The organism is Sorangium sp. So ce124 (assembly GCF_051525235.1).
In the GTDB taxonomy this organism is placed as follows: Bacteria; Myxococcota_A; Polyangia; order Polyangiales; family Polyangiaceae; genus Sorangium; species Sorangium atrum.
Map to the genome: position 1 here is coordinate 638,602 of NZ_CP150312.1, position 23,439 is coordinate 662,040.

Genomic DNA, 23,439 nt, shown 5'->3' on the forward strand with positions numbered 1-23,439 from the left:
CGGCCGCGCGCCGCGTCTTGCCCCGCAGCGGGCACCGCCCTAGCTTGTCCCGAGGCGTGGACCGCGAGTGCGGCCGCGACCCGGAGGCACATGTACGGTCCGCAAGGCAACGGTGGCGGCAGCGCACGCAGGCCAGCGCAGCGCTCGACGAAGGTCACGGTCCCCGAGATCCGGTCCCGCAAAGGGGTCTCGCCGATCGCGATGGTGACGGCCTACGACTTCACGATGGCGCGGCTGCTCGACGAGGGCGGCGCCGATCTGCTGCTCGTCGGCGACTCGCTGGGGATGGTCGTGCAGGGGCACACGACGACGCTCCCCGTGACGGTCGAGGAGATCTGTTACCACGGGCGCGCGGTGGCGCGCGGCGCGCGGCGGGCCCACGTCGTGGGCGACATGCCGTTCATGAGCTTCCAGCTCTCCCCGATGCACGCGCTCGAGAACGCCGGGCGCATGATGAAGGAGGGCAGCTTCGAGAGCATCAAGCTCGAGGGAGGCGAGGAGATCGCCGAGCACGTGCGCCGGATCGTCGCCGCGGGCATCCCGGTGATGGGTCACCTCGGGCTCACGCCGCAGTCGGTGCACGCGATGGGCGGCTTCAAGGTGCAGGGCAAGGGCGACGAGGCGGCCGAGCGCCTCATCGCCGACGCGCGCATCCTCGACGAGGCGGGCGCCTACGCGATCGTGCTCGAGGCCATCCCGCCGGATCTGGCGCAGGAGGTGACGGCCGCGGTCTCCGTCCCGACGATCGGCATCGGCGCCGGGGCCGGCTGCGACGGGCAGGTGCTCGTCTGTTACGACCTGCTCGGGATGTTCCGCGAGCTGACGCCGAAGTTCGCGAAGCGCTTCGCCGAGGTCGGCGATCAGATCGTGGAGGCGACGCGCGCCTACGTGGACGAGGTGCAGTCGCGCACGTTCCCCGCTGCAGAGCACAGCTTCAAGCCGAACGGGCCTCGCCGGGCCGCCACCGTGCCCGCCGCGCCGGCCAAGCCCGAGTTCGCGCCGGCGGACGAGATCCCCCCGCACTGGCAGACGCACTGAGCGCGGCGGCGCGGCGCGGTGCGGTGGGTTGACTCGACTCGACTCGACGCCGGCTGCTCCGCGCCGGTAGGCGCGCGCTCCGCGCGGGCGAGCGCGCCCGCGGCGGCCGGCCTCAGCTGGCCCGGCCTTCCGTCGGCTCCTGCCGCCCTGCGATGGAGCGCAGCAGGAGCTCGACCGCGAGCAATCCGAGCAGCAGCAGCGCGACGTAGGGCGACCCGTCGATCGACGCGGCCATGCCGCCCAGCTCCGCCGCGCGGGCGCTCTCGGCGACGCGCCGCGGGCGGAGGTCGATCTCGCGCTCCGGGACGGACACGACGCGCGTCGAGCGCTCTCCGTCGAGGGTGAGCTCGTAGAGGCCGGCGAGCGGCGGAGACACGCGCAGGCGCCGCTCGACCTCGGCGACGGGGAGCGCCTCGCGTGACCGCGAGCCCTGCGGGGCCCCGTCGCGATCTACCCGCACGCGCTCGACCTTGACGTCGTGGTAGCCGTCGAACGTCCACACCTCGCCCGCGGCGAGGCGCCGCGCGCCGCCGCGGGCGCGCGCGGCGCCGACGAAGCCGTCGAGCAGCGACAGGAACGCGGGCCGCAGCGCGACGTCGCTCTCCTCCGTGCTGAGGGGCAGCGTCATGAACAGCACCACGCCGCGCCCGAGCGGGCGGCGCACGAGGAACGGGGCGCCGTCCGCCCACCGCGCGAGCACCTCGGCGCTCTCGGAGGCCTCCGCGCCCAGCGTCGCCCGGCCGCGCGGGGCGACGTCGGCGAGGCCGGGCGCGGACGGGCCGAGCCAGCCCGCCGTCGCCGGATCCACGCCGGGCACCGGGGAGGCCGACCAGCGGACGACGCCGGGGACCAGCGGCTCGAACCCGGCGCCGAGCGGCGCCGCGGCCGCGCGCTGGCCGAGCGTCAGCAGCGCGACGCCGCCGCGCTCGACCCACGCGGCGAGCGAGCGGCGCACCTCCGGCGTGAAGCCGGGCGCGTCGTCGACGATGAGCCCGGCGTGCGCGGCGAGCTCGTCCGCGTGCTCCGGGACCGAGGGCAGCGGCCTGATCTGCGCGTCCAGGTCGAGCGCCGAGAGGGCCTGCTCGAGCGGCGGCGGGCCGCCTGTCTCGACGTGCGTGGTCGCGGGGTCGACAACGACCGCGATCGAGAGCGGGCCGCCGGCGGAGATGATCGGGGCGCGGTCGTCCTCGGCGATCGCGTCGCCGCCGGTGAGCGCGGCGATCAGGATCTCGGGCGCTCCGGCCGGGAGGTCGATCGAGAGCTCCTCGGCGCGCAGGGCCGGATCGAGCGCGACCTTGCCGAGCACGGCGTCGCCGGCGCGCACCTCGAGGGATCGCCCCGCCGCGGCGGAGGCGCCTGTGGCGGCGGAGCCCGCGGCGGCGGGCGGCGCGCCCGCGCCGCCGTCTCGCTGCGCGACGGCGATGTCGGGCCCGCGCGCCGCGGTCGACGCGGCGGTGCAGACGACGCGGACGCGCGCCTTCTGGCCGGATCGATCGGCGCGCACGATCCCGCAGTCCTGGCCCGTCGCCTCGAGCTCCTGGAGCGGCACCCACGTGGCGATGTCGGGGGTGCCCGAGATGGGCGGGGCGCCGGGCGTGCCGTCCGCGAGGTCGCTGAGGAGCACGATGCGCTTGTCGCTCTGAGGCAGCCCCCGGAGCAGATCGCGGGCGAGCGCGAGGGCGCCGTCGATGTCGGTGGCGCGATCCGACGGCGCCGCCGCGGCGAGCGCCTCGCTGACGGCGGCGAGGTTGGTGGTCGACGCGAGGGCGACGCGGGCCGGGGCGCCTGCGAGGACGAGCGCCGCGGCGTCCCCGGGAGCGAGGCCGCTGGCGAGCTCGCGCGCGGCCGTGAGCGCGCGCTCGAACCGCGAGGACGCCTGGCTCGACCGCCCGTCGCCCTCGGCGCCGTCCGTGCGCGCCCGCATGCTGAGCGAGTCGTCGATGACGATGGCGAGCGCGACCGACGCGCCGGCCCTGCGGCTGAGCGACAGGTGCGAGCAGCGCAGGAGCGGCGTGGCGCCGAGCACCGCGAGCGCGAGCACCGAGACGGCCCGCGTGGCGAAGAGGGCGCGGTCCTCGAGGAGGCTCCGGCGCCGCGCCGTCGGCGGCGTGGGCGGGACCAGGCGCGCCGGCGGGAACGGCCGCTCCTCGGCGCGGCGGCGGCGCAGGAGGTGCGCGGCGATCGGCGCGCCGACGAGCAGCGCGACCAGCAGCGCGCCGAGCGTGACGAAGCTCATCGGCGCACCTCGGCGATCGCCTGCACGAGCGCGCGGACGACGTCGGTCGGAGGATCGGCGCTCGTCGCGCGGAGCAGGCGGCCGCCGCGCGACGCGAGCGCCCGCGACCAGGCCTCGGCCAGGGCGGCGAGGCGCGCCTGGTACTGCGCGCGGACCGCCCCCGCGTCGGCCTCCACGACCGCTCCGCCCTCGAGGGCGCGGAGGCGCACGTTGCCCTCGAAGTCGAGCGCCGCCTCGCTGGGATCGAGCACCTGGAGGGCGATCAGCGTGCGGCCGCCGGTGCTCAGCGACGTGAACGCGGAGAGCGCGCGGTCGGCGCCCGACGGGGCCGCGCCGGATTCATGAGCAAGATCGATGAGATCCGAGATGAGCAGGACGACGGCGCCGCGGCGGGCCTTCTTCGCGATGGGCGCGAGCGCGCGCTCGACGGCGCCGGCGTCGCCGCTCCAGTCCTGGGCGGCGGAGGTGGCCTCGAGGGCGCCGACGATCCGCTCGAACGCCTCGCGCCCCGCCATCGCGGGCAGGCCGTGGGTGCCGGCGCCGCCGAGCCAGGCGAGCCCCACGGGGTCGCCGGTCGCGAGCGCGACGCGGGCCATGGCCGCGGCGATGAGCGCCGCGTAGGCCAGCTTGGCGCCGGGCGCGCGCCGGCCGCGGTAGGACATCGACGCGGTCGCGTCGACGCACAGCCACAGGGCGCGATCGGTCTCGGTCTCGAACTCGCGCACCATGAGGCGATCGTGGCGGAGCAGGGCGCGGCGATCGAAGAAGCGGAGATCGTCGCCGGGCACATAGGGCCGCTGGCCGCCGAACTCGACGCCCGCGCCCTTGCGGACGCTCCGGTGCATCCCGGCGTAGACGCCCTCGGCGACGGCGCGCGACTTGAGGCGGAGCGGGGCGAGCCCGCCCCAGTCGATGGGGAACGCGGCGAGCGAGGCGCGGTCGGAGGCGAGCGGCACGGTCCGCTTCTTAGCCTGGATCCACGGGGCGATCACCTCGCGCCAGCCGTGCGCCGGCGCCGCGGGTGAACGCGCGGCAACGGCGCGTCGGCGCCGCGGGCGGACGCGCGGCTGCCGCGCATCGGACGCGCGGCAGCCGCGCGCCGGGGGCGCTGAGCGGCGCTCGGGGACGCTCCTGGGCTCCCTCCCTCGCGCGGCTTTCTCGTGGGCTTTCCCGTTCTTCCGGGGGCGAGGGCTTGCCGAGGCGATGCCCGCCGCACATCAGCTCCGTGGAATGGCTGACGAGAAGAGGCCGGCGTCGCGCGCGTGGCTCGGGTACCTGCTGATCGCGGTCGGGATCCTGGTCCTCTCCGGGATCGTCAGGTCACGAGGGCGCCCGCTCGTGCCGTACGACGAGGCGGTCGCCGAGGTGCGGCGCGGGGAGATCTCCTCGGCGATCGTGAAGCCCGACGAGATCGAGCTGGTCCGCCGCGCCAGCCCGCAGCGACCGGAGGAGCAGGTCCGCGTGACGCGGCTGCCCGGCGTCGAGAACGAGCCGATCGTGAGGGCGCTGCTCGACCAGCAGGTCCACATCGAGGCGAAGAACCCCCAGACGTCGGTGTGGATGCAGGTGGCGATCTGGCTGTTGCCGCTCTTCCTCATCAACGCGGCGTTCTTCATGATGCTGCGGCGGGCGGGGCAGGGGGCCGGCGGGCCGCTCGGGTTCCTGCGCAGCAAGGCGAAGATCTACGATCGCTCCAAGCAGGATCCGGTGCGCTTCTCCGACGTCGCCGGCGTCGATGAGGCCAAGGACGAGCTCGTCGAGGTCGTCGACTTCCTCAAGGAGCCCTCGAGGTACCGCTCGCTGGGCGGGCGGATCCCGCGTGGCCTCCTGCTCATCGGTCCGCCCGGCACCGGCAAGACGCTCCTCGCGCGGGCGGTGGCGGGCGAGGCGAACGTGCCGTTCTTCTCGCTGAACGCGAGCGAGTTCGTCGAGATGTTCGTGGGGCTCGGGGCCGCGCGGGTCCGCGAGCTCTTCGAGGAGGCGCGCAAGAGCGCGCCCAGCATCGTGTTCATCGACGAGATCGACGCCGTGGGCAGGACCCGAGGCGGCCTCGGCGCCCTCGCGACCCACGACGAGCGAGAGCAGACGCTCCACCAGCTCCTCGCCGAGCTCGACGGCTTCGACGCGCGCACCACCGTGATCCTGATGGCGGCCACCAACCGCCCCGAGGTGCTCGATCCGGCCCTCCTGCGGCCCGGGCGCTTCGATCGTCAGGTCATCGTGGATCGGCCCGATCTGCGGGGCCGCGAGGCGATCCTCGCCGTCCACGCGCGGCGGGTGCCGCTCGCGAAGGACGTCGATCTCGGGCTCGTGGCGCGCCGCACGTCGGGCATGGTCGGCGCCGATCTCGCGAAGATCGTCAACGAGGCCGCGCTGGCCGGGGCGCGGCGCGGCGCCAGGGAGATCGGGCAGGCCGATTTCGACGAGGCGCTCGATCGCTCGCAGCTCGGGCTCCGGCGGCGCGGGCAGATCATGACCGCGGAGGAGCGGCGGCGCGTGGCCTACCACGAGGCCGGGCACGCCCTCGTCGCGCTCGCGCTGCCAGCAGCGGATCCGGTGGAGCGGGTGTCCATCGTGGCCCGCACGATCGGCGCGCTCGGCGTGACGATCCAGGTGCCCCGCGACGAGCGTCAGCTGGCCACCGAGCAGGAGATCGAGTCGCGCGTCACGGTGATGCTCGGCGGCAGGGCGGCGGAGGAGATCGCGCTCGGGCAGGTGTCGAGCGGCGCGCACGACGATCTCGGGCGCGCCACGGCGCTCGTCCGCGAGATGGTGACCCGCCTCGGGATGAGCCGGCGCCTCGGGCTGGCCGCGCTCGCGCGCACCGTCGGCGCGCCGATGCTCGGCGTGATCCAGGAGGAGCGCACGTGCAGCGAGGAGACCGCCCGCGAGGTCGACGAGGAGGTGAGGGAGCGGCTCGGCGAGATGTACCTGAAGGCCAAGCAGCTGCTCGTCGATCGCCGCGAGGGCCTCGAGGCGGTCGCGGATGCGCTCGTGCTCAAGGAGACGCTGCGCGGCGAGGATCTGGCGGAGATCGCGGCCGTGTCGACGCGCCGGAAGATCGCCGTGGGCCCGCCGAGCGCGGCGTGAGCCTCAGCCCGCGCGCCGCCGGCGCCTGAGGCCGCCCGCGAGTGCGGCCAGCGACAGGCCGGCGGCCGCCCAGGCCCCGCCGCTGGCGCCCCCGCGCGGCGCGCCGCCGGCCGCGCGGCAGGCGCAGCCGCCGTCCTCCTCCGCGAGCTCGCCGCTGCCTGCCGGGGCCTCGGGCTCGCCGACGCCGATCCCTCGCACCGCGATCCTCTGCACGGGTCGGTCGGGGTCGTTGGACTCGATGAGGACGGTCGCCGCGAGCTCGCCGCTCGCCTTCGGCGCGAAGCGGATCGCGAAGTCGACCGCCGTTTCGGGGTCGATCCCGAGCGCCGCGTCCGCGAGCTCGAAGCTCTCCGGGTCGTCGGTCGTCACGACGGCATCGAGCAGCGCCTCCCCCGCGTTCGACAGCCGGACGAGCTCCACGTTGGCCTGCCCCACCTCCACGGCGCCGAAATCGATCTCCTGCTTGTCCAGCGCGAGGTCCGGGAGCGGCACATGGACGCGCTCGCTCTCGAAGACCCACTCTCGCTCGGTGAGCGGGAAGGCGAGCGGGATGTCGGCGAGCGGGATCGACCAGGAGCGGCCCAGCAGGCTGACGCTGAACGCGGGGACGAGGTGGAGCGTGCCGTCGTACCGCACCGAGCCCTCCGGACGAACGTTGAGCTCGACCGACGGGCCTCCCAGGTAGTCAACGGAGGAGGCTCCGCCCTCGGGGGTGATGTCGCCTCCGCTCACCGTGGCCTGATCGAGCGTCTCGATGGCCACGCGATGGGTGGTGTAGCGGGCCGCGACGTCCATCGCGACGTCGAGCTCGAACCTCCCGTCGATTCCGGGGATCGAGCCGCCGATGACGTCGCCGAGCGACACCGACGCAATGCGCTGCAGCTCGGTGGAGCTCTCCAGCGTGATGCCCGGCGCCCAGCCCCACGCGTCGAACTGCTCGCGGGCGTGCACCTGGAGATCGATCTGGGGCACATAGGGGATATCGCCCGTCCAGTCGACGTCCTGGCCCACGAAGGAAATGCTGATGCGTCCCTGTGCGCTGACATCGAGTCCGTAATCGCAGCTGAACGCGCCTCCGTCCGGGGCGCCTGGCGCCTTGAGCGTGAGCGCCTCTGGCCACGACGCCTCGAGCGCTCCGCTCAACGAGACCTGGGTGTTGGCGTAGACCGCCGCCTCGAGGCTGACTTGCAGGGGTGAGCCCGGCGGGACCCAGCCTGTATCGAAGTCGAGCTCGAGCGGGATGGCGTCTTTGCGCTGGAACGTGAGCGGCCCCCGCGCGCAATGGAGCGGATCGTCCGCGCACGGCACGGCGAGCGAGTCGTAGGCCGACGCGGCCGCGGGGGCGAAGAGGGCGAGCGCGGCGGCGACGCAGGGGAGAGCGCGCCGCCGCCGGGGCCGAGCAGAGCGGAGAGCCGCGAGGGCAGCGCCGCCGGACAGCAAGGAACGCATGAGAACGATTACCACGATCCTCGCGCTCCACGCCATAGCCGCACCCCCGATGGCGGCGCGCCAGGCGCGGCCCAGCTGCGCTTCGGCGGCGCTCTAGCGCGCCCCGAACAGCGTGCCGACCACGATGCCGGCGGCCGCACAGAGAATGGCCACCACGATCCAGAGGATGAGCTCACGCGAGGTGCCGCCCGCCGTCGGTGCAGCGATAGCGGGCGTCTCGCGGACCACCGCGGCCGCGCGTTCGGGGAGCGCCCTGCTCCCCGCGCTCTCCAAACGCGTAACAGGCTGGCCGACGTGGCCAACGCCCGAGGCGGAAGCGCCGTCCTGGAGGGGCGCGGCGTAATCCAGGCCTGTCCGCTCGAGCGCGAGATCGGTGATCGAGACGGCGTCCGCGAGGCTCGCGGGGGTGTGGTGCACGACGCGCCGTTCTTCGCGGCAGGCGCGCAGGGCGTCGGCGAACGCCCTGGCGCTCGGGTGCCGCTCGGAAGGGCTCTTGGCGAGGGCCCTCAGGATGACGGCCTCCAGGCCGGCCGAGATGAGCCCGGAGCGCTCGCTGGCGCGCGGCGGCAGCGGCTGCTCGGCGATCTGCGCCGTCATCACGGCGATGGGCGTCCGCTTGCTGAACGGCACGGCGCCGACCGCCATCTCGTAGAGGATGCAGCCGAGCGCGTAGATGTCGCTGCGCGGGTCGACGTCCTCCCCGCGCACCTGCTCCGGCGCCATGTACTCCGGCGTCCCGAAGATCATGTCCTTCTCGGTGAGCCCGGTCGTCTGCTGCTCGCCGTGCACCACCTTCGCGAGCCCGAAATCGACAACGCGGACGCGGCCCGCGAGAGGTGACGGCGCGGCGGCGTGCTCGCCCGGCGGCGCGTCGGGGCGCTCGATGAGCACGTTGGCCGGCTTGAGATCGCGGTGCACCACGCCCGCCGCGTGCGCGGTCTCGAGCGCGGCGCAGATCTGCAGGGCGACCTCGATCGCCACGTCGATCTCGATCGGCGCGTGGTCCCGCAGGAGCTCCTCGAGCGAGCTGCCGTCGATGTGCTCCAGCGCGATCACGAGGAGCCCGCCCTCCTCGATGAAGTCGAGCATCCTGACGACGTGAGGGCCCTCGACGCGCTCCAGGATCGCGGCCTCCCGGTGATAGCGCCTGAAGATCTGCGGCGTTCCCGAGAGGTGCCTGTGGATCACCTTCAGCGCGACGGGCTGGCCGTCCTCGTCGCGGGTGGCGCGGTAGACGACGCCGGAGGCCCCCTCGCCGATGACGGACTCCACGGTGTACCGCGACGCGACGCCGTGCCCGGCGGGCAGGCGATCGGGCGCGGGCTGCTGCGAGGTCACCGCCCACCGCCCGCGTCCGCCGGGATCGGCGGCGCGGGATCCGGCGAAGGCGCCCTGAGGTGCAGCTCCGTCGACGAGGTGCAGGCGCGCACGATCTTCGGGCTGAGCTCGATGGGATCGAGCCGCGCGGCGGGATCGGCCTCGCGCCACGCGGCGCACGCGGTCTCGGCGAGCCCGGTGGCGTCGAGCGCGACGTAGGCCTCGAGCAGGTGCCGCTGCACCGTGGCGATCTGCACCCGGGCGAGATCGCCGTAGCCGAGCAGGCGGCTCGCCCGCGCCACCGCGTCGATGTAGCGGCCGCTCCGCACGTCGCCGGCGAGCTGCGGCAGCTCGGCGTCGACCCGGCGCTGGGCGTCGCGCGCGCGGCCGGCCCCCTCGGAGCGCACGAGCGCGCCGGAGCTCGCGGCCTCGGCCTTGCCCTCGGCCGTGAGCGGCAGATCGGTGAGCGGGACGAGGATCACCATGCCGCGGCGCAGCGGGTCCTGCTTGAGGTGGTTGTACTTGTCGAGCATCCACGCCTGGTCCCGCTTGCCCAGGAAGCGATAGGCGATGGTGAGCAGGGTGTCGTGCTGGCCGACGACGTACCGCAGGTTGTACGGCACGATGATCTCCTGCCCGTCGGTCGGCTCGAGCCAGGGCCACGTGTCGTTCGAGAGCGCGAGGACGTCGCTCCGGTCGGCGGTGCCGAGCAGCCGCTCCGCGAGGATCGCCCAGGTCTCGCCCGCGGTGACGCGGTGGTGGCCGAGCGCGGGCACCTCCAGCCGCAGGCCGGGCATGATCGGCACGCCGGCGCCCGCGTCGAGCGCGTTGGCGGCGACGAGCACCTGCTCCATCTGCACGCGCCCGTAAGTGCGCTCCGCGATCTGCGCGAGGGTCTCGCCCTCGCGGACGACGTGCGGGAACGCCGCCGCGGCGCTGCCGACCAGCGTCGTCGCCGCGAGGGCGCCCACGGAAAACCAAGCTCGCCGAGGCATCACGCCGCCGAGGGTACCAGGGGTTCGCGCGCTGTGGGACGGCTCGCGACGGCGCGCGACCGCTCGCGCGGCGGCGCGCGGGGAACGTTCGCCACGATTTCGTCGCGCCTGTCGTTTCGTGCCAGAGTGCGCGCGACGCATGAACGACACGACGACGGCCGGCAGGATCCCGACGTGGCTCTCGCGGCGCTCGCCTGCGGCGGCGCGGCTCCTCACGGCCGGCCTGCTGGGGCTGGCGACGCCGGGCTGCCTCGTCCGGCAGACGCTGTACGACGAGGCACGCGCGGAGATCCGGAGAGAGCGCGAGGCGGGTGACAAGGCGCGGGCCGAGGCCCAGAGCGCCCGCGCCGAGTCCGCGCAGCGGTCCGCGCAGGTCGCCGCCATCGAGGAGGAGCTGGCGCGCCTGGCGGACGACCTCCGGGCGCGCGATCTCAGGCTGTCCGAGGCGACGACGGCCGAGGCGGGGCTCGCGCGGCGGCTCGACGAGCTCGTCGCCATGAACGAGGAGCTCTCGGCGCGGCTCCGGAGCGCCGGGCAGAGCGTGGGGCAGCTCGCCGGGGAGCGGGGCAGCCTGTCGGCGGAGCTCGCGGAGACGCGGGCCAAGCTCGACGATCTGCGCCGGAAGCAGGCCGCAGCGGAGGCGCGGGCGGCCGGGATCCGCGACGCCGTGGACCGGCTCAAGGGCGCCGTCGCCGCGGGGAAGGTCCGTGTCGGGCTCCGCGCCGGGCAGCTCGTGATCGAGGTGCCGAGCGATACGCTCTTCGCCGCGGGGAAGGCCGAGATCCGGCGCGAGGGGCGCGCGGTGCTGGCCGAGATCGCCGCGGTGCTGCGGACGATGCCGGAGCACAGGTTCCAGGTCGCCGGGCACACCGACGACGGCGGCGACGCGAAGAGCAAGAAGGCGAAGGGCGCGCGCCTCCCGTCGAGCTGGGAGCTGTCGGCGGCCCGCGCTGTGGCGGTGGTCCAGGCGCTGATCGCGGAGGGCATGGCGCCCGGGAGCCTGTCCGCGGCTGGATACGGTGAGTTCGCGCCGGCGGCGACGAACGCCACCGCGGAGGGGCGGGCGAAGAACCGGCGGATCGAGATCGGCCTGGTGATGGACCAGGAAGCGTTGGAGAAGGAAAAAGCAGGCGGCCCGAGCGGGGCGGCGCCAAAGCCCTGACGGGTCGCCTCCAGCACCTCCGGGCGCCGCCTGCGTCACATCACCGATCGCCCGCCTGCCCCGCAGCCGCCGCCTCGCCACGCCGCAGCGCGCACGCCGCGAGGATGCACAGCGCCGGCGTCACGACCATGTGATACCGGTCCTCGCCGAAGAACACGGCGTGCGTCAGCGCCACCGACGCGACCGCGAACGCGAGGTAGCCGACGACGCCCCCGTTCGCGGGCCGGCCCGGCAGCGGCAGCGCGGCGATCAGCGGGATCGCCACCGCGAGCGGCCAGAACGCGTGCCCGTCGCCAAACACCCCGAGCGCGACCAGCCCGAGCACCGCCGCGAGCGCGAGGAGCTGCGCGGCGAGCTCTCGCCGCGGCCTCCACCGCGGCATCGCCACGACGCCGAGCGCCGCGGCGGACAGCAGGCCGAGGTGCGACGCCGTGAGCACGCGGCGCCCCGCCGCGCGCCGCTCCTCGGGCCACGCCCCAGGGTCCGCCTCGCCGAGATAGCCGATCGGGAACGACTCGTGATCGAAGGTGAAGCCCAGCTTCCTCGGGATTAGGGCCAGCCAGCGACCTGGATCATCCTTGATCCACTGAAGCCCGGCGGCCATCCAGCAGCGGTCCTGCGCCACCTGGCCGCGGGCGATCGGGCAGCCGTCGCCCGCGCGCAGCGTCTCGAAGCGGCCCGTCGCGCGCGGGAACGCGCCGATGGCGAGGTTCCAGCCGCCGTTCGTCGAGACGAGCGCGCAGCCGTCCATCACGCGGCAGTTGCGGATCGTCCACGGCGCCACCACGGCGAGGGCCGTCGCGGCCGAGAGCGCCGCGGTGAGCGCGCCGCGCCTCCACGCGGCGGACGCCCCGCCCGCGCCCCGCCACGAGAGCAGCGCCAGGGCCGGCGCGCAGAGCAGGCTCTGGGGCCGCACCAGCGCCGAGAGCCCGAGCGCCACGCCCGCGAGGACCGCGCCGCGGGCCGGGCGACCCCGCGCGGCGTCGCGCGCGAGCAGCCAGGGCGCCGTCACCAGGCCGAGCGCCGCGAGCGGCTCCGTCATGAGGAGCGCCGCATAGAGGATGAGCCCCGGCGAGAGCGCCGCGAGGAGCGCCGCGACGCGGGCGCGCGCCGGCGTTGTCGCGTACCGGGCGAGGCGGTGGACCACGACGACGATCAGCGCGCCGGTCACCGCGTTCGCCACGGTGGCCACGTGCGGCCCGGCGCCGAACAGCTTGTAAACGAGGGCGAGAAACCCGCTGTAGCCGACCGGATAATGGCACCACGGATGCCAGACCGCCTGGCCCCCGACGATGAGATCGTCCGAGTAGCCGAGCCCGGTGGCGATACGGCGCGCGCCGAAATCGTAGTAATGGCCGTCCCACACGGGCTCGCGCGCCCACGCGATCGCCACGTAGAGCCGCGGCAGCAGCGCGAGCGCGAACGCGAGCGCCGAGAACGCGAGATCCCCGCCGGCGCGCTCTGACATGCCGCGCCCGCCGCGCCCGCCGCGCCCACGTCCGAGTCGCGCCGCCCCGTCGCTGGCGCGCTCCGCCTCAGCCATGCGGCCTGGCGCGCGAACCCGCGGAGATCTCGCGCAGGCGACGCATGTAGGTCTTCGCCACCTGCGCCGGATCGAGCCGCAGGTACTTGGCAATTTCCTGAACGAATCCCTGTACGTAGACGGTCGCTGGCAGGTCGCCTATCGCCTCGTTCTCGATCGCCTGGAGGTGCGCGAGCGAGATCTTGGTCCGCTGGGAGATGTCGGTGAGCTCGACCCCCTGCGACTCGCGCACCTTGCGGAGCAGCGCGCCGCTGAACTGCGTCTCGGCGTTGATCTCGCGCGCGAGCTCGGCCTGGAGCATGGCGAGCTCGGCCACGGCGGCGGCGTTCTCGGCTCGCACCGGGCCGAGCTGCGTGCGCGGATCGTCCGGGTAGGTCGAGAGATCGTACGCGCGGCGGCGCACCGGATCGAGGAGGGTGTCGTGCGCCTCCTCGATGCGCGCCTGCTCCTTCTGGAGCACCGCGGGGCTCAGCACGCTGACGACGGGCAGGCTCCCCTCCCGGTAGGTGTCGCGCTGGCGCTTGTAGGCGCGCCGGATCTCGTCGTCGGCGGCCGTCCGCGCGAGGCCGAGCGCATCGTAGAGCGTCAGCGGCGCGGCGCTCTTCGATGCGGCGGCGAGGGCGCGCGCGTGCGCCTCGGCCGGGCGGGAGTCGCGCGCGGCGAGCAGCGCGAGGATGCGCCGGGCCACGCGCTCGAGGTTGCGCGCGCTCTTCGACGTCGGGCTGTCGATGAGGAGCGGCTGGCGCCGGCGCGCGGTCAGCCACACCGCGTCGTCGTGCTCGATGTGCCCGAGGTAGTCGAGGGAGATGCCGAGGAAGCGCTCCGAGACGGCGCTCATCGCGGGGCCGAGCTCCAGGTCCGAGCGGTGCCGGGTCTGGCTGACCACGAGGTGGGGCTTCACCCGCGGCAGCTGCGCGGCCGCGAGCGACGCGACCCCCTCGTCGAACCGCTTCACCTCCATGATGAAGTCGCGCGGCGTCGCGAGCGGCGGGAGCGACGCGGCCACCTTCTCCACGAGCCGGATCTTGAAGCGCTCCTTCATGAGCGCCCGGCGCAAGGTGCGCTGGTAGAGCGCGCGGCAGAAGCGGTAGGAGTGCTCGACCGCGAGCGGCTCGGGCGTGGTGGCGCAGATGCCGACGTCGGCGTGCAGGAAGAGGTCGAGCGTCGAGGAGCCGGTCGCCGCGCCGAGGCTGACGATCACGTAGTCGACGTCGAGCTCCTGGATCATCTTCATCCAGTAGGCGGCGCGGCTCGGCCGGTGCGGCGTGGCCGTCATCGGGTCGTACGCGGTCGGGACGAGCCGGAGCCCGGGCACCGTGGTCGCGATCGGCTCGGCCTTGCCCTCCTCGATGTCCTCGCGCGTGACGAGCGGCGGCGCCTCGATCCCCAGCGCGGCGTGCAGCCCCGGGCTGTAGGCGTCGGTGTCGATGATGATCACGTCGCGCCCGAGCTGCGCGAAGTACACCCCCAGGTTGACCGCGAGCGTCGCCTTGCCCACGCCCCCGCGGCCGCCCCCCACGGCGATCACGCGCCGGGATCGCGAGCTGGAGAACGAGGTGATCTCGCCCGGCAGGGGGAGATCGTCGTCCGCCGAGCCGGGCGGGAGGGTCGAATAGCGCGGCGGAGGGTAGGACTCACCGGAGCTGGACAAGGTTCCTCTTCGTGCGGCGCGCGGTGGTGCGCGGGCGGGATGGTGCGGCGGCGAGCGGATGCGAGCGGCTCGCGGCGCGTGTCCCTCCTAGCACGCGCCGCGCGCGGCCATCAGCGTCGCCGTCGCCGGGGCTCTGCGCCGGCGCGCGAGCCAGCCGCACGTCGAGCGGAAACTCTGGCAGATCGGCCCGAAGAAGGCGGGATCAGCTGTCCAGCGCCGCGGCGGCCTGCAGGGCTCCCGAGGCGCGGAGGCGGGTTTCGAGCTCAGCGGCGACGGCTGGCGCTCGCCACACCGCTTGAAAGAAGTCGTCGCAGTTGTGGGCGGCGTACCAGCCGGCCATGTGAGACCAGGCGTGCTCCTTCGGGGTCGCCGGAGGTGGGTCGCGGCGGGACGCGAGCCACACACCCACGGCGGCAGCGCGGTCGGGGTAGGCGGCACGTAGCGCAGCGCAGACGAGGCGTTCCAGGGTCTGCTGCGGCGGCAGCTCCGGGGTTGGGGGATCGCTCGCGGACCAGAGGACCAACGACACGAGCGTCGCTCCGCCGTCGAGGCACAGGTCGCCGTCCGGGGTGCGCGACCAGCTTGGGTCTTCCTGCGCAACGATGCGCTCGATCGCAGACTTGAGCGCCGCCTCACGTTGCGGTGCGCCGTTCGTCTCCGCTGCGTCGGTATCGACGTCGAGGTTGACGGCGAGCCGCCGGAGGCCGTTTGTCGTCCGCTCGCGGAGCCGGGTCTTCATGACAGCGAGCACTTGACTGTCGCCGTGGCATGGACGGACGCGCAGAAAACGACCGGAAGGCGTGCGGTAAGCGAAATCCCCACGGGTCACAGGTTTGCCGAATGGATCCCGGGCGATGTCGTAGGTCCCGTTCTCGCGGCGCGGGCGCGCGTCCGTCCAACCTAGGCGCTCCACGAGCCAGCCGGCCCAGAACGCCCGGTCATGGTAGCCCTCGCAGAGGACGACCGACTCGACGGGGGCGCTCATCGCGGGTCGTCTCCGATGGCATCGCGCGAGAGGCGCACCTCGCCCCCTTCGAGCCGGCTCTGCCTCAGCTCGCCGTTCACGAGCCTGAGCCGATAGAGCGATAGCAGGCCGAGCTCGTCATCCTTCAGCGCGCTCAGAAGCGCGTCGAGCAGCTCGAGGCTGTGTGTGGAGAGGATGATCTGAAGCCCGCGCCGGACGCCCTCCACGATGCCCTGCGCGCTGGCCCAGATCGCGGCAGGGTGCTGGTGCGCTTCGGGCTCCTCGAGGAGCACGGTCCCGCCCGGGCGGGAGGCGAGCTCGAGGCTGAGGCGGACGAGCGCCTGGACGCCATCGCCCGCGAGCGCGACCGGCACGCTCGAATCGGCGAACGTGAGGTGGAGCCTCGGGTCGTTGTGCTCCGTCAGGATCTCGATGACCTCGAGCCCGGGGACGATCGCCGCGACGAGATCCCGAACGGCCTGCCTGCGGCCGCGCTCCGCGATGCGCGAGTACAGCTCGGACAGGGCGTGCCCGAAGCGCGTGTCGACCATCCAGACGTCGAGGGGGGACTGCTCGTCCCGCGACTCCGTGGAGACGTACGTGTTGTCAGCCGCGACCAAAGCGACCCCGCCCGCGTGATCCCAGGAGGTAGGCTCCTGCTTCAAGGGCGGGAAGTCCCAGGAAATGAGGGAAGAGTCCGGCTTGGCGCCGACCTCGATGGTGCTGAAGGGGTGTTCGGCGCCCTTCTCTGAGAGCTGCCGACGCAGGCTCTCGCCCAGAGCCTGCTCCGACCACACGATCGTGCGGCCATAGGCTCTTCCCGCCGCTGTTTGTACCACGATGGTCGCGTGGCTCTCCTGTGCGCCCCGCCAGAGCAGCCAGCGCGCGCCGTGCCGCAGGCCGGCCCTGCGTCGTACGGCGTAACCCGCGCTCGACGCAGGCTTCTGCCCTGCCCCGATGAGCAATGCATCCAGGACGGTGCTCTTCCCCGAGCTGTTCGGTCCGACCAGCACGACGAGGGGCGTCATCTGTTCGATGGATCCCGCGCGGATGCCGCGCAGATTCTCGATCCTCACCGAGGTGATCACGCCCAAGTCTTACGCTCGCCGGGCAGCGGCTGACAGAAAAGACCGCACCCGCGCGGCGTTTCCAAAGTGTGCCACGGCCCCGTGCATGGGCTGCTGCCTCGGCGCGCGGTCTGCCCGCCCCGCCTGCCGCAGCTCCCGCCGCGCGAGCCGCCTCGACGCGCCCAGGCCGCTGGGCTAGGCGCTCTCCGTGGCCACCGTCCGACCTTTCCGCGCTTACCGACCCCCCCAGGCCCAGGCGGCTCGCGTCGCGAGCCCGCCGTACGACGTCATCTCGACCGCCGAGGCGCGCGTCCTCGCGGCGGGAGGCCTGCACAGCTTCCTCCGCGTCTCCCGCCCCGAGATCGATCTGCCCGAGGGGACGGACGAGCACGACGACGCCGTCTACGCCCGCGGCGCGCAGAACCTCGCCGATCTCATCGCGAGCGGCGACCTCGCGCAGGACCCGGAGCCGCACCTCTACCTCTACGCCCAGAGGATGGGTGATCACCGGCAGATCGGCGTCGTCGGCTGCGCCGCGGTCGCCGAGTACGAGCAGGACATCATCAAGAAGCACGAGAAGACGCGCCCCGACAAGGAGGACGACCGCACCCGCCACATCGAGGAGCTCGGCGCCCACGACGAGCCGGTGTTCCTCACGTACCGCGCCGACGCGGGCATCGACCGCGCCGTCGCGGAGGCCTTGCAGTCGCCGCCCATCTACGATTTCACGACCGCGGACGGCGTCGAGCACAAGCTCTGGGTCCTCGGCCGCGCGGCGACAGCCGACATCGAGGAGCGCTTCCAGGCGATCCCCACGCTCTACGTCGCCGATGGCCACCACCGCAGCGCCGCGGCGGCGCGCGTCCACAGGAAGCTGCGCGGCGACGGCGGAGAGCACGACGTCTTCCTGGCCGTGGTCTTCCCGCACGACCAGATGAACATCATGCCGTACAACCGCGTCGTCCGGGACCTCGCCGGCCGCAGCGCGGAGGCGCTGCTCGCGGCCCTCGGCGAGCGGCTCGACATCGCGCCGGCGAGGGACGGCGCGGCCGCGACCCCTGCCGGCCCGCGGACCTTCGGGCTCTACCTCGGCGGTCGCTGGTACACCGCCAGGGTCCGCCCGGGGTCGTTCGACGCGAAGGACCCGGTGGCCTCGCTCGACTGCTCCATCTGCCAGGACCAGATCCTCGGCCCGATCTTCGGCGTCAGCGACCCCCGCCGCGACAAGCACGTCGATTTCGTCGGCGGCATCCGCGGCGTCGCCGAGCTCGAGCGACGCGTCGACTCGGGCGCGTTCACGATGGCGATCCACCTGTATCCGACGCAGATCGACGAGCTCTTCGCGGTGAGCGACGCAGGGCTGCTCATGCCGCCGAAGAGCACGTGGTTCGAGCCGAAGCTCCGCAGCGGGCTCTTCATTCATACGTTCTGACGAGCGCGCCGCGCCGGGGCTAGACTGCGCCCCATGGCGGACATCAAGCGTATATCCCCCCAGCAGGCCAAGAAGCTCATCGACGAGGAGGGGTATCTCTACCTCGACGTCCGGAGCGAGCCCGAATATGCGGCCGGGCACCCGAGCGGCGCGCACAACGTGCCGCTCATGCACGCCGGCGCCGGCGGAATGAAGCAGAACCCCGACTTCCTCGATGTGGTCCGCGCCCTGTATCCCAGGGACGCGAAGATCATCGTTGGCTGCAAGTCCGGACAGCGCTCGATGCGCGCGGCCGAGGCCATGGTGTCGGCAGGCTACACGGCCGTCATCGAGCAACGCGCCGGCTTCGATGGGCCGCGCGACGCGTTCGGCGCGATCACCGAGCCGGGGTGGCGGCCGGCCGGGCTGCCCGTCGAGACGACAACGCCCGGCGGCTCGTACGCCGAGCTCCGCAAGAGCGCTGGCAAGTAATACGTCCGGCGCGCACGGCCCGCGCCGCGGCGCCGAGCGCGCCGTCGCAGCGCCGAGCGCGTTGCCGGAGGCCGCTCGCTCCGCTAGGAATCCGCGTGCTCCACGGTGCGCGCGTCGCAGTGGTCATCCCCGCGCGGGACGAGGCGCGATGGATCTCCGAGGCGGCGGGGTCGGTCCCCGCCTTTGTCGACCACGTGATCGTCGTGGACGATGCCAGTCGAGATGGCACGGCCGAGATCGCGCGCGGGGTCGGTGACGAGCGCCTCGAGGTGCTCGTCCACCCGGAGTGCCGCGGCGTCGGCGCGGCGATCGTCGCTGGCTACCGGCGCGCGCGCGCCCTCGGCGCCTCGGCCGTCGCGGTCATGGCCGGCGACGGGCAGATGGATCCGCGCGATCTCCCGCGTGTCGTCGCCCCGATCGCCTCGGGCGAAGCCGATTACGTGAAGGGCGATCGGCTGCGCCACCCCGACGTGTGGCGCGTCATGCCTCTCCAGCGGCTCGCCGCGACGGCGGCGCTCGCCGCGCTCACCCGCCGTGCAGCGCGGCTCGACGCCCTCTCCGACAGCCAGTGCGGGTACACCGCCATCTCGGCCCGCGCGATCGACGCGCTCGACCTCGACGGCCTCTGGCCCCGCTACGGGTATCCGAACGATCTGCTCGCCGCCCTCGCGGCTCGCCGGCTCCGCGTCTGCGAGGTCAGCGTGCGTCCCGTCTACCGCGGCGAGGCGAGCGGCCTGCGCGCGCGCCACGTGTTCACCATTCTTTTCCTGATCGCCAGGAACGCCATAAGGCAGTCCCTGAGCTGATCAGGAAAACCGCAGAGCGCCCGGGCGCGGACGGAACGTGTGAGTCGGAGTCGATCGAATCGACACGTGCCACTGCGTAAAACGGTCGACAACTCGCTCATTGGTTTTCATAGCAAAGCTGCCTGGCGACCTGACTCATCGACTTGGCGCGGAGGGGCCCGAGAGGCGCGAACCCCGCAGCCATGCTTCAACAAGGGGGGTGACGGACGTGGCCATCAGCCGAGCCGCCTGGGCTAGAATCTGGAATCCGGGGAGGTCGCGGACTCCGTCGTTCACGCCTCGGGTCGTGGCCTATGCGTTCGGCATCGAGCTGCCGTACAGCCTGCTTGTCCCGGTCGCTCACCTGCGCCTCCTCGGCGTCGTGGACTCGGCGGTCCAGGCGCGGTTGCTCGGGCTCATCGGGTTCATGTACCTCGTCAAGACGGGGGGCCTGATTGCGCTGCTCGTCCACATGCTGCGCCCGATCGAGCGGCTGCGGCAGTACGCCGTGGTCCATCGCCTCCAGAGCGGCGCCGGCCTCGAGGACTCGAGCAGCGGCGGCGCGGTGCCCCCGGAGGAGGTCGTCCTCGCCGCGGCGAGCGCCGCCTACGACACCCCGCTCGCGTTCGCGACGGTCTGGGCCGTGTCGTGGGGGCTCCTGTACCTGCCGGTCACCGTGGCGCTCTACTTCATCGCGCCGGACCAGAGCCCGCTCGGCGTCCAGCGCGGCGTCGCGCTGGCCCTGTTCGCGCTGGCGCTGTTCGCGGCCGCGCTGCCGCTCGCCTACAGCATCCTCGGCCGCCTGCTCGCCCCCGCCGCCGGCGTGATCTCGCTCATCGCGCGCGAGCACGGCCTCTCCATGCCCGGCAAGGGATACTCGCTCGCCGTCCGCCTCGTGATCCTCGGCGCCTGCCTCGCCATCGCGCCGACGAGCTGGATGGCGGCGATGGTGCTCGGCGAGACGGCGGGGCCGGCCAAGCCCGGCCTGAAGCTCACGCTGGCGATCTTCTCGATGGTCGCGGTCACCTGGGCGCCCGTCTGCGCGGGCTTCCTCGCCGGCGCCCTCGCGGGCCCGCTCCAGCAGGTCGCCGCGGTCATCCAGAAGATCGTCCAGCGCGGCGAGGTCGACCGGCTGGAGCGGATCCCGGTCTATTTCAATGACGAGATCGGCGCGCTGGCGGGCGGCGTCAACGCGATGGTCGATCGCCTGGAGGCGTCGTCCCGGCGCACGCGGAGCTACCTGGCGGAGCGCGAGCGCCTGCTGCAGGACGCGGCGCAGCGCGCGGCGCAGCTCGGGGCCGTGCTGGACAACCTCGTCGAGGGGGTGTTCGCGTGCGACCGCCAGGGCCGGCTGACGATGATCAACGCCTCGGGGCTCAGGCTGCTCGGCCTCTCGGGCCGCTCGGAGCAGGCCGGCAGGATGGTCGAGGAGGTGATGGACCTCGGCCGGGTGCGCCACAGCGACGGTCGCGCCTTCACGCGCGACGAGCTGCCCATGGTGCGGGCGCTCGCCGGCGAGACCATCGTGCAGGAAGAGCAGGTGCTCGCGGACGGCCGCGCGGGCCGCGACGTCTTCCTGCGGACCAGCGCGGCGCCGATCCGCAGCGAGGGCGGCGCGGTCCTCGGCGCGGTCGCGGTCGCCCGCGACGTGACGGAGCTCATGGAGCTCGATCTCGTCAAAGATCAGTTCATCCGGGTCGGCGCGCACGAGCTCAAGACGCCGGTCGCGATCATGAAGGGATACGCGCTCGCGCTCCTGCGCAACACGAACGATCTGCCGGCGCCGCGCCGCAAGATGCTGGAGGCCATCGACCGCGGCGCGGACAGGATCAACCGCATCGTCGACGATCTCCTGGCCATCTCGCAGGTCACGCTCGACGTGCTCCAGGTCTCCGAAGAGGACGTCGATCTGAAGGAGCTCGTGCAGGAGACGGTCGACCGCGTCGCGAAGTCGGCGAGCCGGCACCGGGTGCGGATGTCGCTCGACGCCGAGCGGCCGCCCGTCGTGCGCGCCGATCCGGAGCGGCTGCGCCAGGTGCTCGCGAGCCTCCTCGACAACGCGGTGAAGTACTCGCCCGACGGCGGCGACGTCGACGTGCGCGTCGCCGTCGCCGAGCGCGCGCCGGCGTCGTCGCCGCCGTCCTCCTGCGACGCCGCGCTCTTCTCGCAGCGCCACGGCGCGGCGCCGCGCTACGAGGCGGTCGTGTCCGTGCGCGACCGGGGCGTCGGCATCCCCGCCCACAAGCAGGAGCGGATCTTCGAGCGCTTCTTCCGCGCGCACACGGACACCCGACACGACTACGGCGGCATGGGAATAGGGCTGTTCCTTGCGAAGGACATGATCACCCGTCACGGTGGCCGTATCTGGTTCGAGAGCGAGGAGGACAGCGGCAGCACGTTTTATTTCACCCTTCCACTCAGCAGCGAGGCCCCCGCGGCCGATCGACGATGAGCGACAGACACGCAAAGACGGTGCTCCTCGTGGAGGACGACGCGGATCTCGTGGCGCTCGTCGCCCTCGTGCTCCAGGAGGACGGGTACCGGGTCAAGATCGCGTGCAACGGTCGCGAGGCGCTGGCCAAGCTGGAGCACGACCTGCCGGACCTCATCCTGCTCGACATGAAGATGCCGGTGATGAACGGCCCGGAGTTCGCGCGTGAGCTCGAGGTCCGGCACGGGCGTCAGGCGCCCATCGTCGTGCTCACCGCCGCGGCGGACGCGCACCGACGGGCGGCCGAGGTCGGCGCCGACGCGTGGCTCGGCAAGCCGTTCGAGCCGGACGCGCTCCTCTCGACGGTGAGGCGCTACACGGGGTGAGCGCGGAGGAGCTGCCGCCGCTCGGCGAGGTCGCGCCGCACCTCGGCCCAGTACCGCGCGGGGAAGCGTCGGTGATCGAAGCCGGTCGCGCGGAACACCCGTGTGATGCGGGCATAACGGCGCAGGCTCCACTCCCTCATGATCTGGAGCGAGGGGTGGAGGCCGCGCGCCTCGATGAACGGCGCGGCGCGCGCGTAGAGCGCTGGCATGACCTCATCGAGCCAGTACCGCATCAGGGCCTGGTATCCCGGCGTATCGACGCACCGTCCGGAGATCACCTGAGCGCGCGTGACCCCATGGCGCGCGAGCTCCTCCTCGGGCAGGTAGCAGATGCCGCGATCGGCGTCCTCCTGCATGTCCCTCAGGTTGTTGAAGAACTGATCGAGCCGGCCGAACTCCCCGGCCGCGTCCCAGTGCTCCTTCGTCAGGAACGGAACCAGCTGGAAGATATGGCCTGACAGCCGCACCAGCATCGTGTCGTGCTCCTTCAGGGTGCGGATGAGCAGGCTGGGAGCGTGGTAGTCGGCGAGGGCGAGCAGGTAGGCGTCCCAGGCGGCGAGCGCGCGCGGTTGCATGTCGTCCGGGTCGGGACGATCGGGCGCGGGGCCGCGGAGCCACAGCGCGTGGATGGCCGAGAGCTCGCGGGCGAAGGGGCAGCACGGATCGACGAAGCCGCAGGAACGGACGCGCCTCCACGCCACCATGAAGCGGCTGAACCGCCGCGCGTGCGGCTCGATGCGCTCGTTCTCGGCGAGGCGATCGACGATCCGTATCCAGCGGATGCGGTCGAGCCACGCCCGCTTCACGTCGGGCGCGAGGCCGAGCACCCATGCGGCGTTGTCCTCGTCTTTCAACGCGTCGTCCGACAGGGCGCGATAGTGCGATGAGCCGACGATCGCCGAGATCGGCTGGTAGGGAGTCTGCTCCGATGCCGGTGCAGCAGCGGGCAGGTAGGGTAGTCGAGAGGAGATGTGTTGAATAGGTTTCACGATGTCGAGTGCCGCACGTTGAACGTGCTTGTCGCCGGTGTCGCCCTGGCTTCGCGCGGTCACTGGCGATTATGGACGTGGCCCGCACTGTTTGCTTTGGGCGCCTGCGTCGGTGATGGATGGTGGCTCTCTACCGTGTAGAACTTTCCGATCCTCCGAGAGATGCGCGGTGACGCCCGTTCGCCTTCCTTTATGAGGCCTTATCGTCCCCCAGTCGACGCGGAAATTCGTCGTCCAGGGCACGGGCGCCGGAGATAATGCATGGATTCCTTGTGTGTTTTGCCGGTATGTTGGGAACACGCCGTCAATGATCGTCGGTGTATACCCTGGGTCGGTACATTGTCCAACGGATAGCATCAGTGATGGCCTGACATCTCGGCCCCTCCTCGCTCCGTCTCGGCGGTACGGCAGGCGTTCTAGGCACATGGGTTAT

18 protein-coding genes are annotated in these 23,439 nt (G+C 73.0%); 8 read left to right on the plus strand and 10 right to left on the minus strand.

Going from position 1 to position 23,439, the window contains the following annotated elements; translation table 11 throughout:
- Nucleotides 1-90: 90 nt before the first annotated feature.
- Nucleotides 91-1,038 carry a 3-methyl-2-oxobutanoate hydroxymethyltransferase gene (gene panB, locus WMF19_RS02350; RefSeq protein ID WP_272097526.1) on the plus strand — a complete coding sequence of 316 codons (948 nt, stop codon included), beginning with the start codon at nucleotides 91-93 and terminating at the stop codon, nucleotides 1,036-1,038.
- A 112-nt stretch (nucleotides 1,039-1,150) separates the two neighbouring features.
- On the opposite strand, the gene WMF19_RS02355 is transcribed toward panB, so the two are convergent.
- Nucleotides 1,151-3,274: a VWA domain-containing protein gene (locus WMF19_RS02355; RefSeq protein WP_437897596.1), complete on the minus strand. Its 2,124-nt coding sequence runs from the start codon at nucleotides 3,272-3,274 to the stop codon at nucleotides 1,151-1,153.
- Complete coding sequence (locus WMF19_RS02360) at nucleotides 3,271-4,230, minus strand: DUF58 domain-containing protein (RefSeq protein ID WP_437897598.1); 960 nt, start codon at nucleotides 4,228-4,230, stop codon at nucleotides 3,271-3,273. Before WMF19_RS02360 ends, WMF19_RS02355 begins: the two co-directional genes overlap by 4 nt.
- Nucleotides 4,231-4,504: 274 nt before the next feature.
- Between WMF19_RS02360 and ftsH the strand changes: the two genes are divergently transcribed.
- Nucleotides 4,505-6,364: an ATP-dependent zinc metalloprotease FtsH gene (ftsH, locus tag WMF19_RS02365; RefSeq protein ID WP_437897600.1), complete on the plus strand. Its 1,860-nt coding sequence runs from the start codon at nucleotides 4,505-4,507 to the stop codon at nucleotides 6,362-6,364.
- Nucleotides 6,365-6,367: 3 nt separating this feature from the next.
- Here ftsH and WMF19_RS02370 read toward each other — a convergent pair whose 3' ends face one another.
- The 3 genes from WMF19_RS02370 to WMF19_RS02380 form a co-directional block, all read right to left on the minus strand.
- On the minus strand, nucleotides 6,368-7,813 hold the full coding sequence (locus WMF19_RS02370; RefSeq protein WP_437897602.1) for an Ig-like domain-containing protein: 1,446 nt from the start codon (nucleotides 7,811-7,813) through the stop codon (nucleotides 6,368-6,370).
- 93 nt (nucleotides 7,814-7,906) lie between these two features.
- Entirely contained in the window at nucleotides 7,907-9,151 is a 1,245-nt protein-coding gene (locus WMF19_RS02375) for a serine/threonine-protein kinase (RefSeq protein WP_437897604.1), read from the minus strand.
- On the minus strand, nucleotides 9,148-10,101 hold the full coding sequence (locus tag WMF19_RS02380; protein ID WP_272097532.1) for a LysM peptidoglycan-binding domain-containing protein: 954 nt from the start codon (nucleotides 10,099-10,101) through the stop codon (nucleotides 9,148-9,150). The genes WMF19_RS02375 and WMF19_RS02380 overlap by 4 nt, the downstream gene beginning before the upstream one ends.
- A 163-nt stretch (nucleotides 10,102-10,264) precedes the next feature.
- Between WMF19_RS02380 and WMF19_RS02385 the strand changes: the two genes are divergently transcribed.
- Nucleotides 10,265-11,287, plus strand: a complete 1,023-nt coding sequence (locus tag WMF19_RS02385) for an OmpA family protein (protein ID WP_437897606.1) — start codon at nucleotides 10,265-10,267, stop codon at nucleotides 11,285-11,287.
- 40 nt (nucleotides 11,288-11,327) lie between these two features.
- Here WMF19_RS02385 and WMF19_RS02390 read toward each other — a convergent pair whose 3' ends face one another.
- The 4 genes from WMF19_RS02390 to WMF19_RS02405 all read right to left on the minus strand — a co-directional run bounded on the left by WMF19_RS02390 (nucleotide 11,328) and on the right by WMF19_RS02405 (nucleotide 16,533).
- On the minus strand, nucleotides 11,328-12,755 hold the full coding sequence (locus tag WMF19_RS02390; RefSeq protein ID WP_437897608.1) for a glycosyltransferase family 39 protein: 1,428 nt from the start codon (nucleotides 12,753-12,755) through the stop codon (nucleotides 11,328-11,330).
- A 67-nt stretch (nucleotides 12,756-12,822) separates the two neighbouring features.
- Nucleotides 12,823-14,481 carry a helix-turn-helix domain-containing protein gene (locus WMF19_RS02395; protein ID WP_437897610.1) on the minus strand — a complete coding sequence of 553 codons (1,659 nt, stop codon included), beginning with the start codon at nucleotides 14,479-14,481 and terminating at the stop codon, nucleotides 12,823-12,825.
- 202 nt (nucleotides 14,482-14,683) lie between these two features.
- The gene (locus tag WMF19_RS02400) at nucleotides 14,684-15,466 is read right to left on the minus strand and encodes a hypothetical protein (RefSeq protein ID WP_437897612.1); all 783 of its coding nucleotides are present in this window, start codon (nucleotides 15,464-15,466) and stop codon (nucleotides 14,684-14,686) included.
- Nucleotides 15,463-16,533: an AAA family ATPase gene (locus WMF19_RS02405; RefSeq protein WP_437897614.1), complete on the minus strand. Its 1,071-nt coding sequence runs from the start codon at nucleotides 16,531-16,533 to the stop codon at nucleotides 15,463-15,465. Before WMF19_RS02405 ends, WMF19_RS02400 begins: the two co-directional genes overlap by 4 nt.
- Before the next feature lie 187 nt (nucleotides 16,534-16,720).
- On the opposite strand from WMF19_RS02405, the gene WMF19_RS02410 reads away from it, so the two are divergent.
- The 5 genes from WMF19_RS02410 (at nucleotide 16,721) to WMF19_RS02430 (ending at nucleotide 22,017) form a co-directional block, all read left to right on the plus strand.
- A complete protein-coding gene (locus WMF19_RS02410) occupies nucleotides 16,721-17,944 on the plus strand; it encodes a DUF1015 domain-containing protein (protein ID WP_437327284.1) in 1,224 nt (407 codons plus the stop codon).
- Between the two features lie 33 nt (nucleotides 17,945-17,977).
- Nucleotides 17,978-18,415 carry a rhodanese-like domain-containing protein gene (locus WMF19_RS02415; protein ID WP_437897616.1) on the plus strand — a complete coding sequence of 146 codons (438 nt, stop codon included), beginning with the start codon at nucleotides 17,978-17,980 and terminating at the stop codon, nucleotides 18,413-18,415.
- 95 nt (nucleotides 18,416-18,510) lie between these two features.
- Nucleotides 18,511-19,221: a glycosyltransferase family 2 protein gene (locus WMF19_RS02420; RefSeq protein WP_437897618.1), complete on the plus strand. Its 711-nt coding sequence runs from the start codon at nucleotides 18,511-18,513 to the stop codon at nucleotides 19,219-19,221.
- 286 nt (nucleotides 19,222-19,507) lie between these two features.
- On the plus strand, nucleotides 19,508-21,652 hold the full coding sequence (locus WMF19_RS02425) for a HAMP domain-containing sensor histidine kinase (protein ID WP_437897620.1): 2,145 nt from the start codon (nucleotides 19,508-19,510) through the stop codon (nucleotides 21,650-21,652).
- On the plus strand, nucleotides 21,649-22,017 hold the full coding sequence (locus tag WMF19_RS02430) for a response regulator (protein WP_437327288.1): 369 nt from the start codon (nucleotides 21,649-21,651) through the stop codon (nucleotides 22,015-22,017). Before WMF19_RS02425 ends, WMF19_RS02430 begins: the two co-directional genes overlap by 4 nt.
- On the opposite strand, the gene WMF19_RS02435 is transcribed toward WMF19_RS02430, so the two are convergent.
- Nucleotides 22,005-23,006, minus strand: a complete 1,002-nt coding sequence (locus WMF19_RS02435; RefSeq protein ID WP_437897623.1) for a squalene/phytoene synthase family protein — start codon at nucleotides 23,004-23,006, stop codon at nucleotides 22,005-22,007. The genes WMF19_RS02430 and WMF19_RS02435 overlap by 13 nt on opposite strands.
- Nucleotides 23,007-23,439 lie beyond the last annotated feature (433 nt).

Excerpts from the sequence above, each read along its gene's own strand:
- panB (WP_272097526.1), top strand. The coding sequence starts at position 91 with ATGTACGGTCCGCAAGGCAACGGTGGCGGCAGCGCACGCAGGCCAGCG.
- WMF19_RS02355 (WP_437897596.1), bottom strand. The coding sequence starts at position 3,274 with ATGAGCTTCGTCACGCTCGGCGCGCTGCTGGTCGCGCTGCTCGTCGGC.
- ftsH (WP_437897600.1), top strand. The coding sequence starts at position 4,505 with ATGGCTGACGAGAAGAGGCCGGCGTCGCGCGCGTGGCTCGGGTACCTG.
- WMF19_RS02370 (WP_437897602.1), bottom strand. The coding sequence starts at position 7,813 with ATGCGTTCCTTGCTGTCCGGCGGCGCTGCCCTCGCGGCTCTCCGCTCT.
- WMF19_RS02385 (WP_437897606.1), top strand. The coding sequence starts at position 10,265 with ATGAACGACACGACGACGGCCGGCAGGATCCCGACGTGGCTCTCGCGG.
- WMF19_RS02390 (WP_437897608.1), bottom strand. The coding sequence starts at position 12,755 with ATGTCAGAGCGCGCCGGCGGGGATCTCGCGTTCTCGGCGCTCGCGTTC.
- WMF19_RS02400 (WP_437897612.1), bottom strand. The coding sequence starts at position 15,466 with ATGAGCGCCCCCGTCGAGTCGGTCGTCCTCTGCGAGGGCTACCATGAC.
- WMF19_RS02415 (WP_437897616.1), top strand. The coding sequence starts at position 17,978 with ATGGCGGACATCAAGCGTATATCCCCCCAGCAGGCCAAGAAGCTCATC.
- WMF19_RS02430 (WP_437327288.1), top strand. The coding sequence starts at position 21,649 with ATGAGCGACAGACACGCAAAGACGGTGCTCCTCGTGGAGGACGACGCG.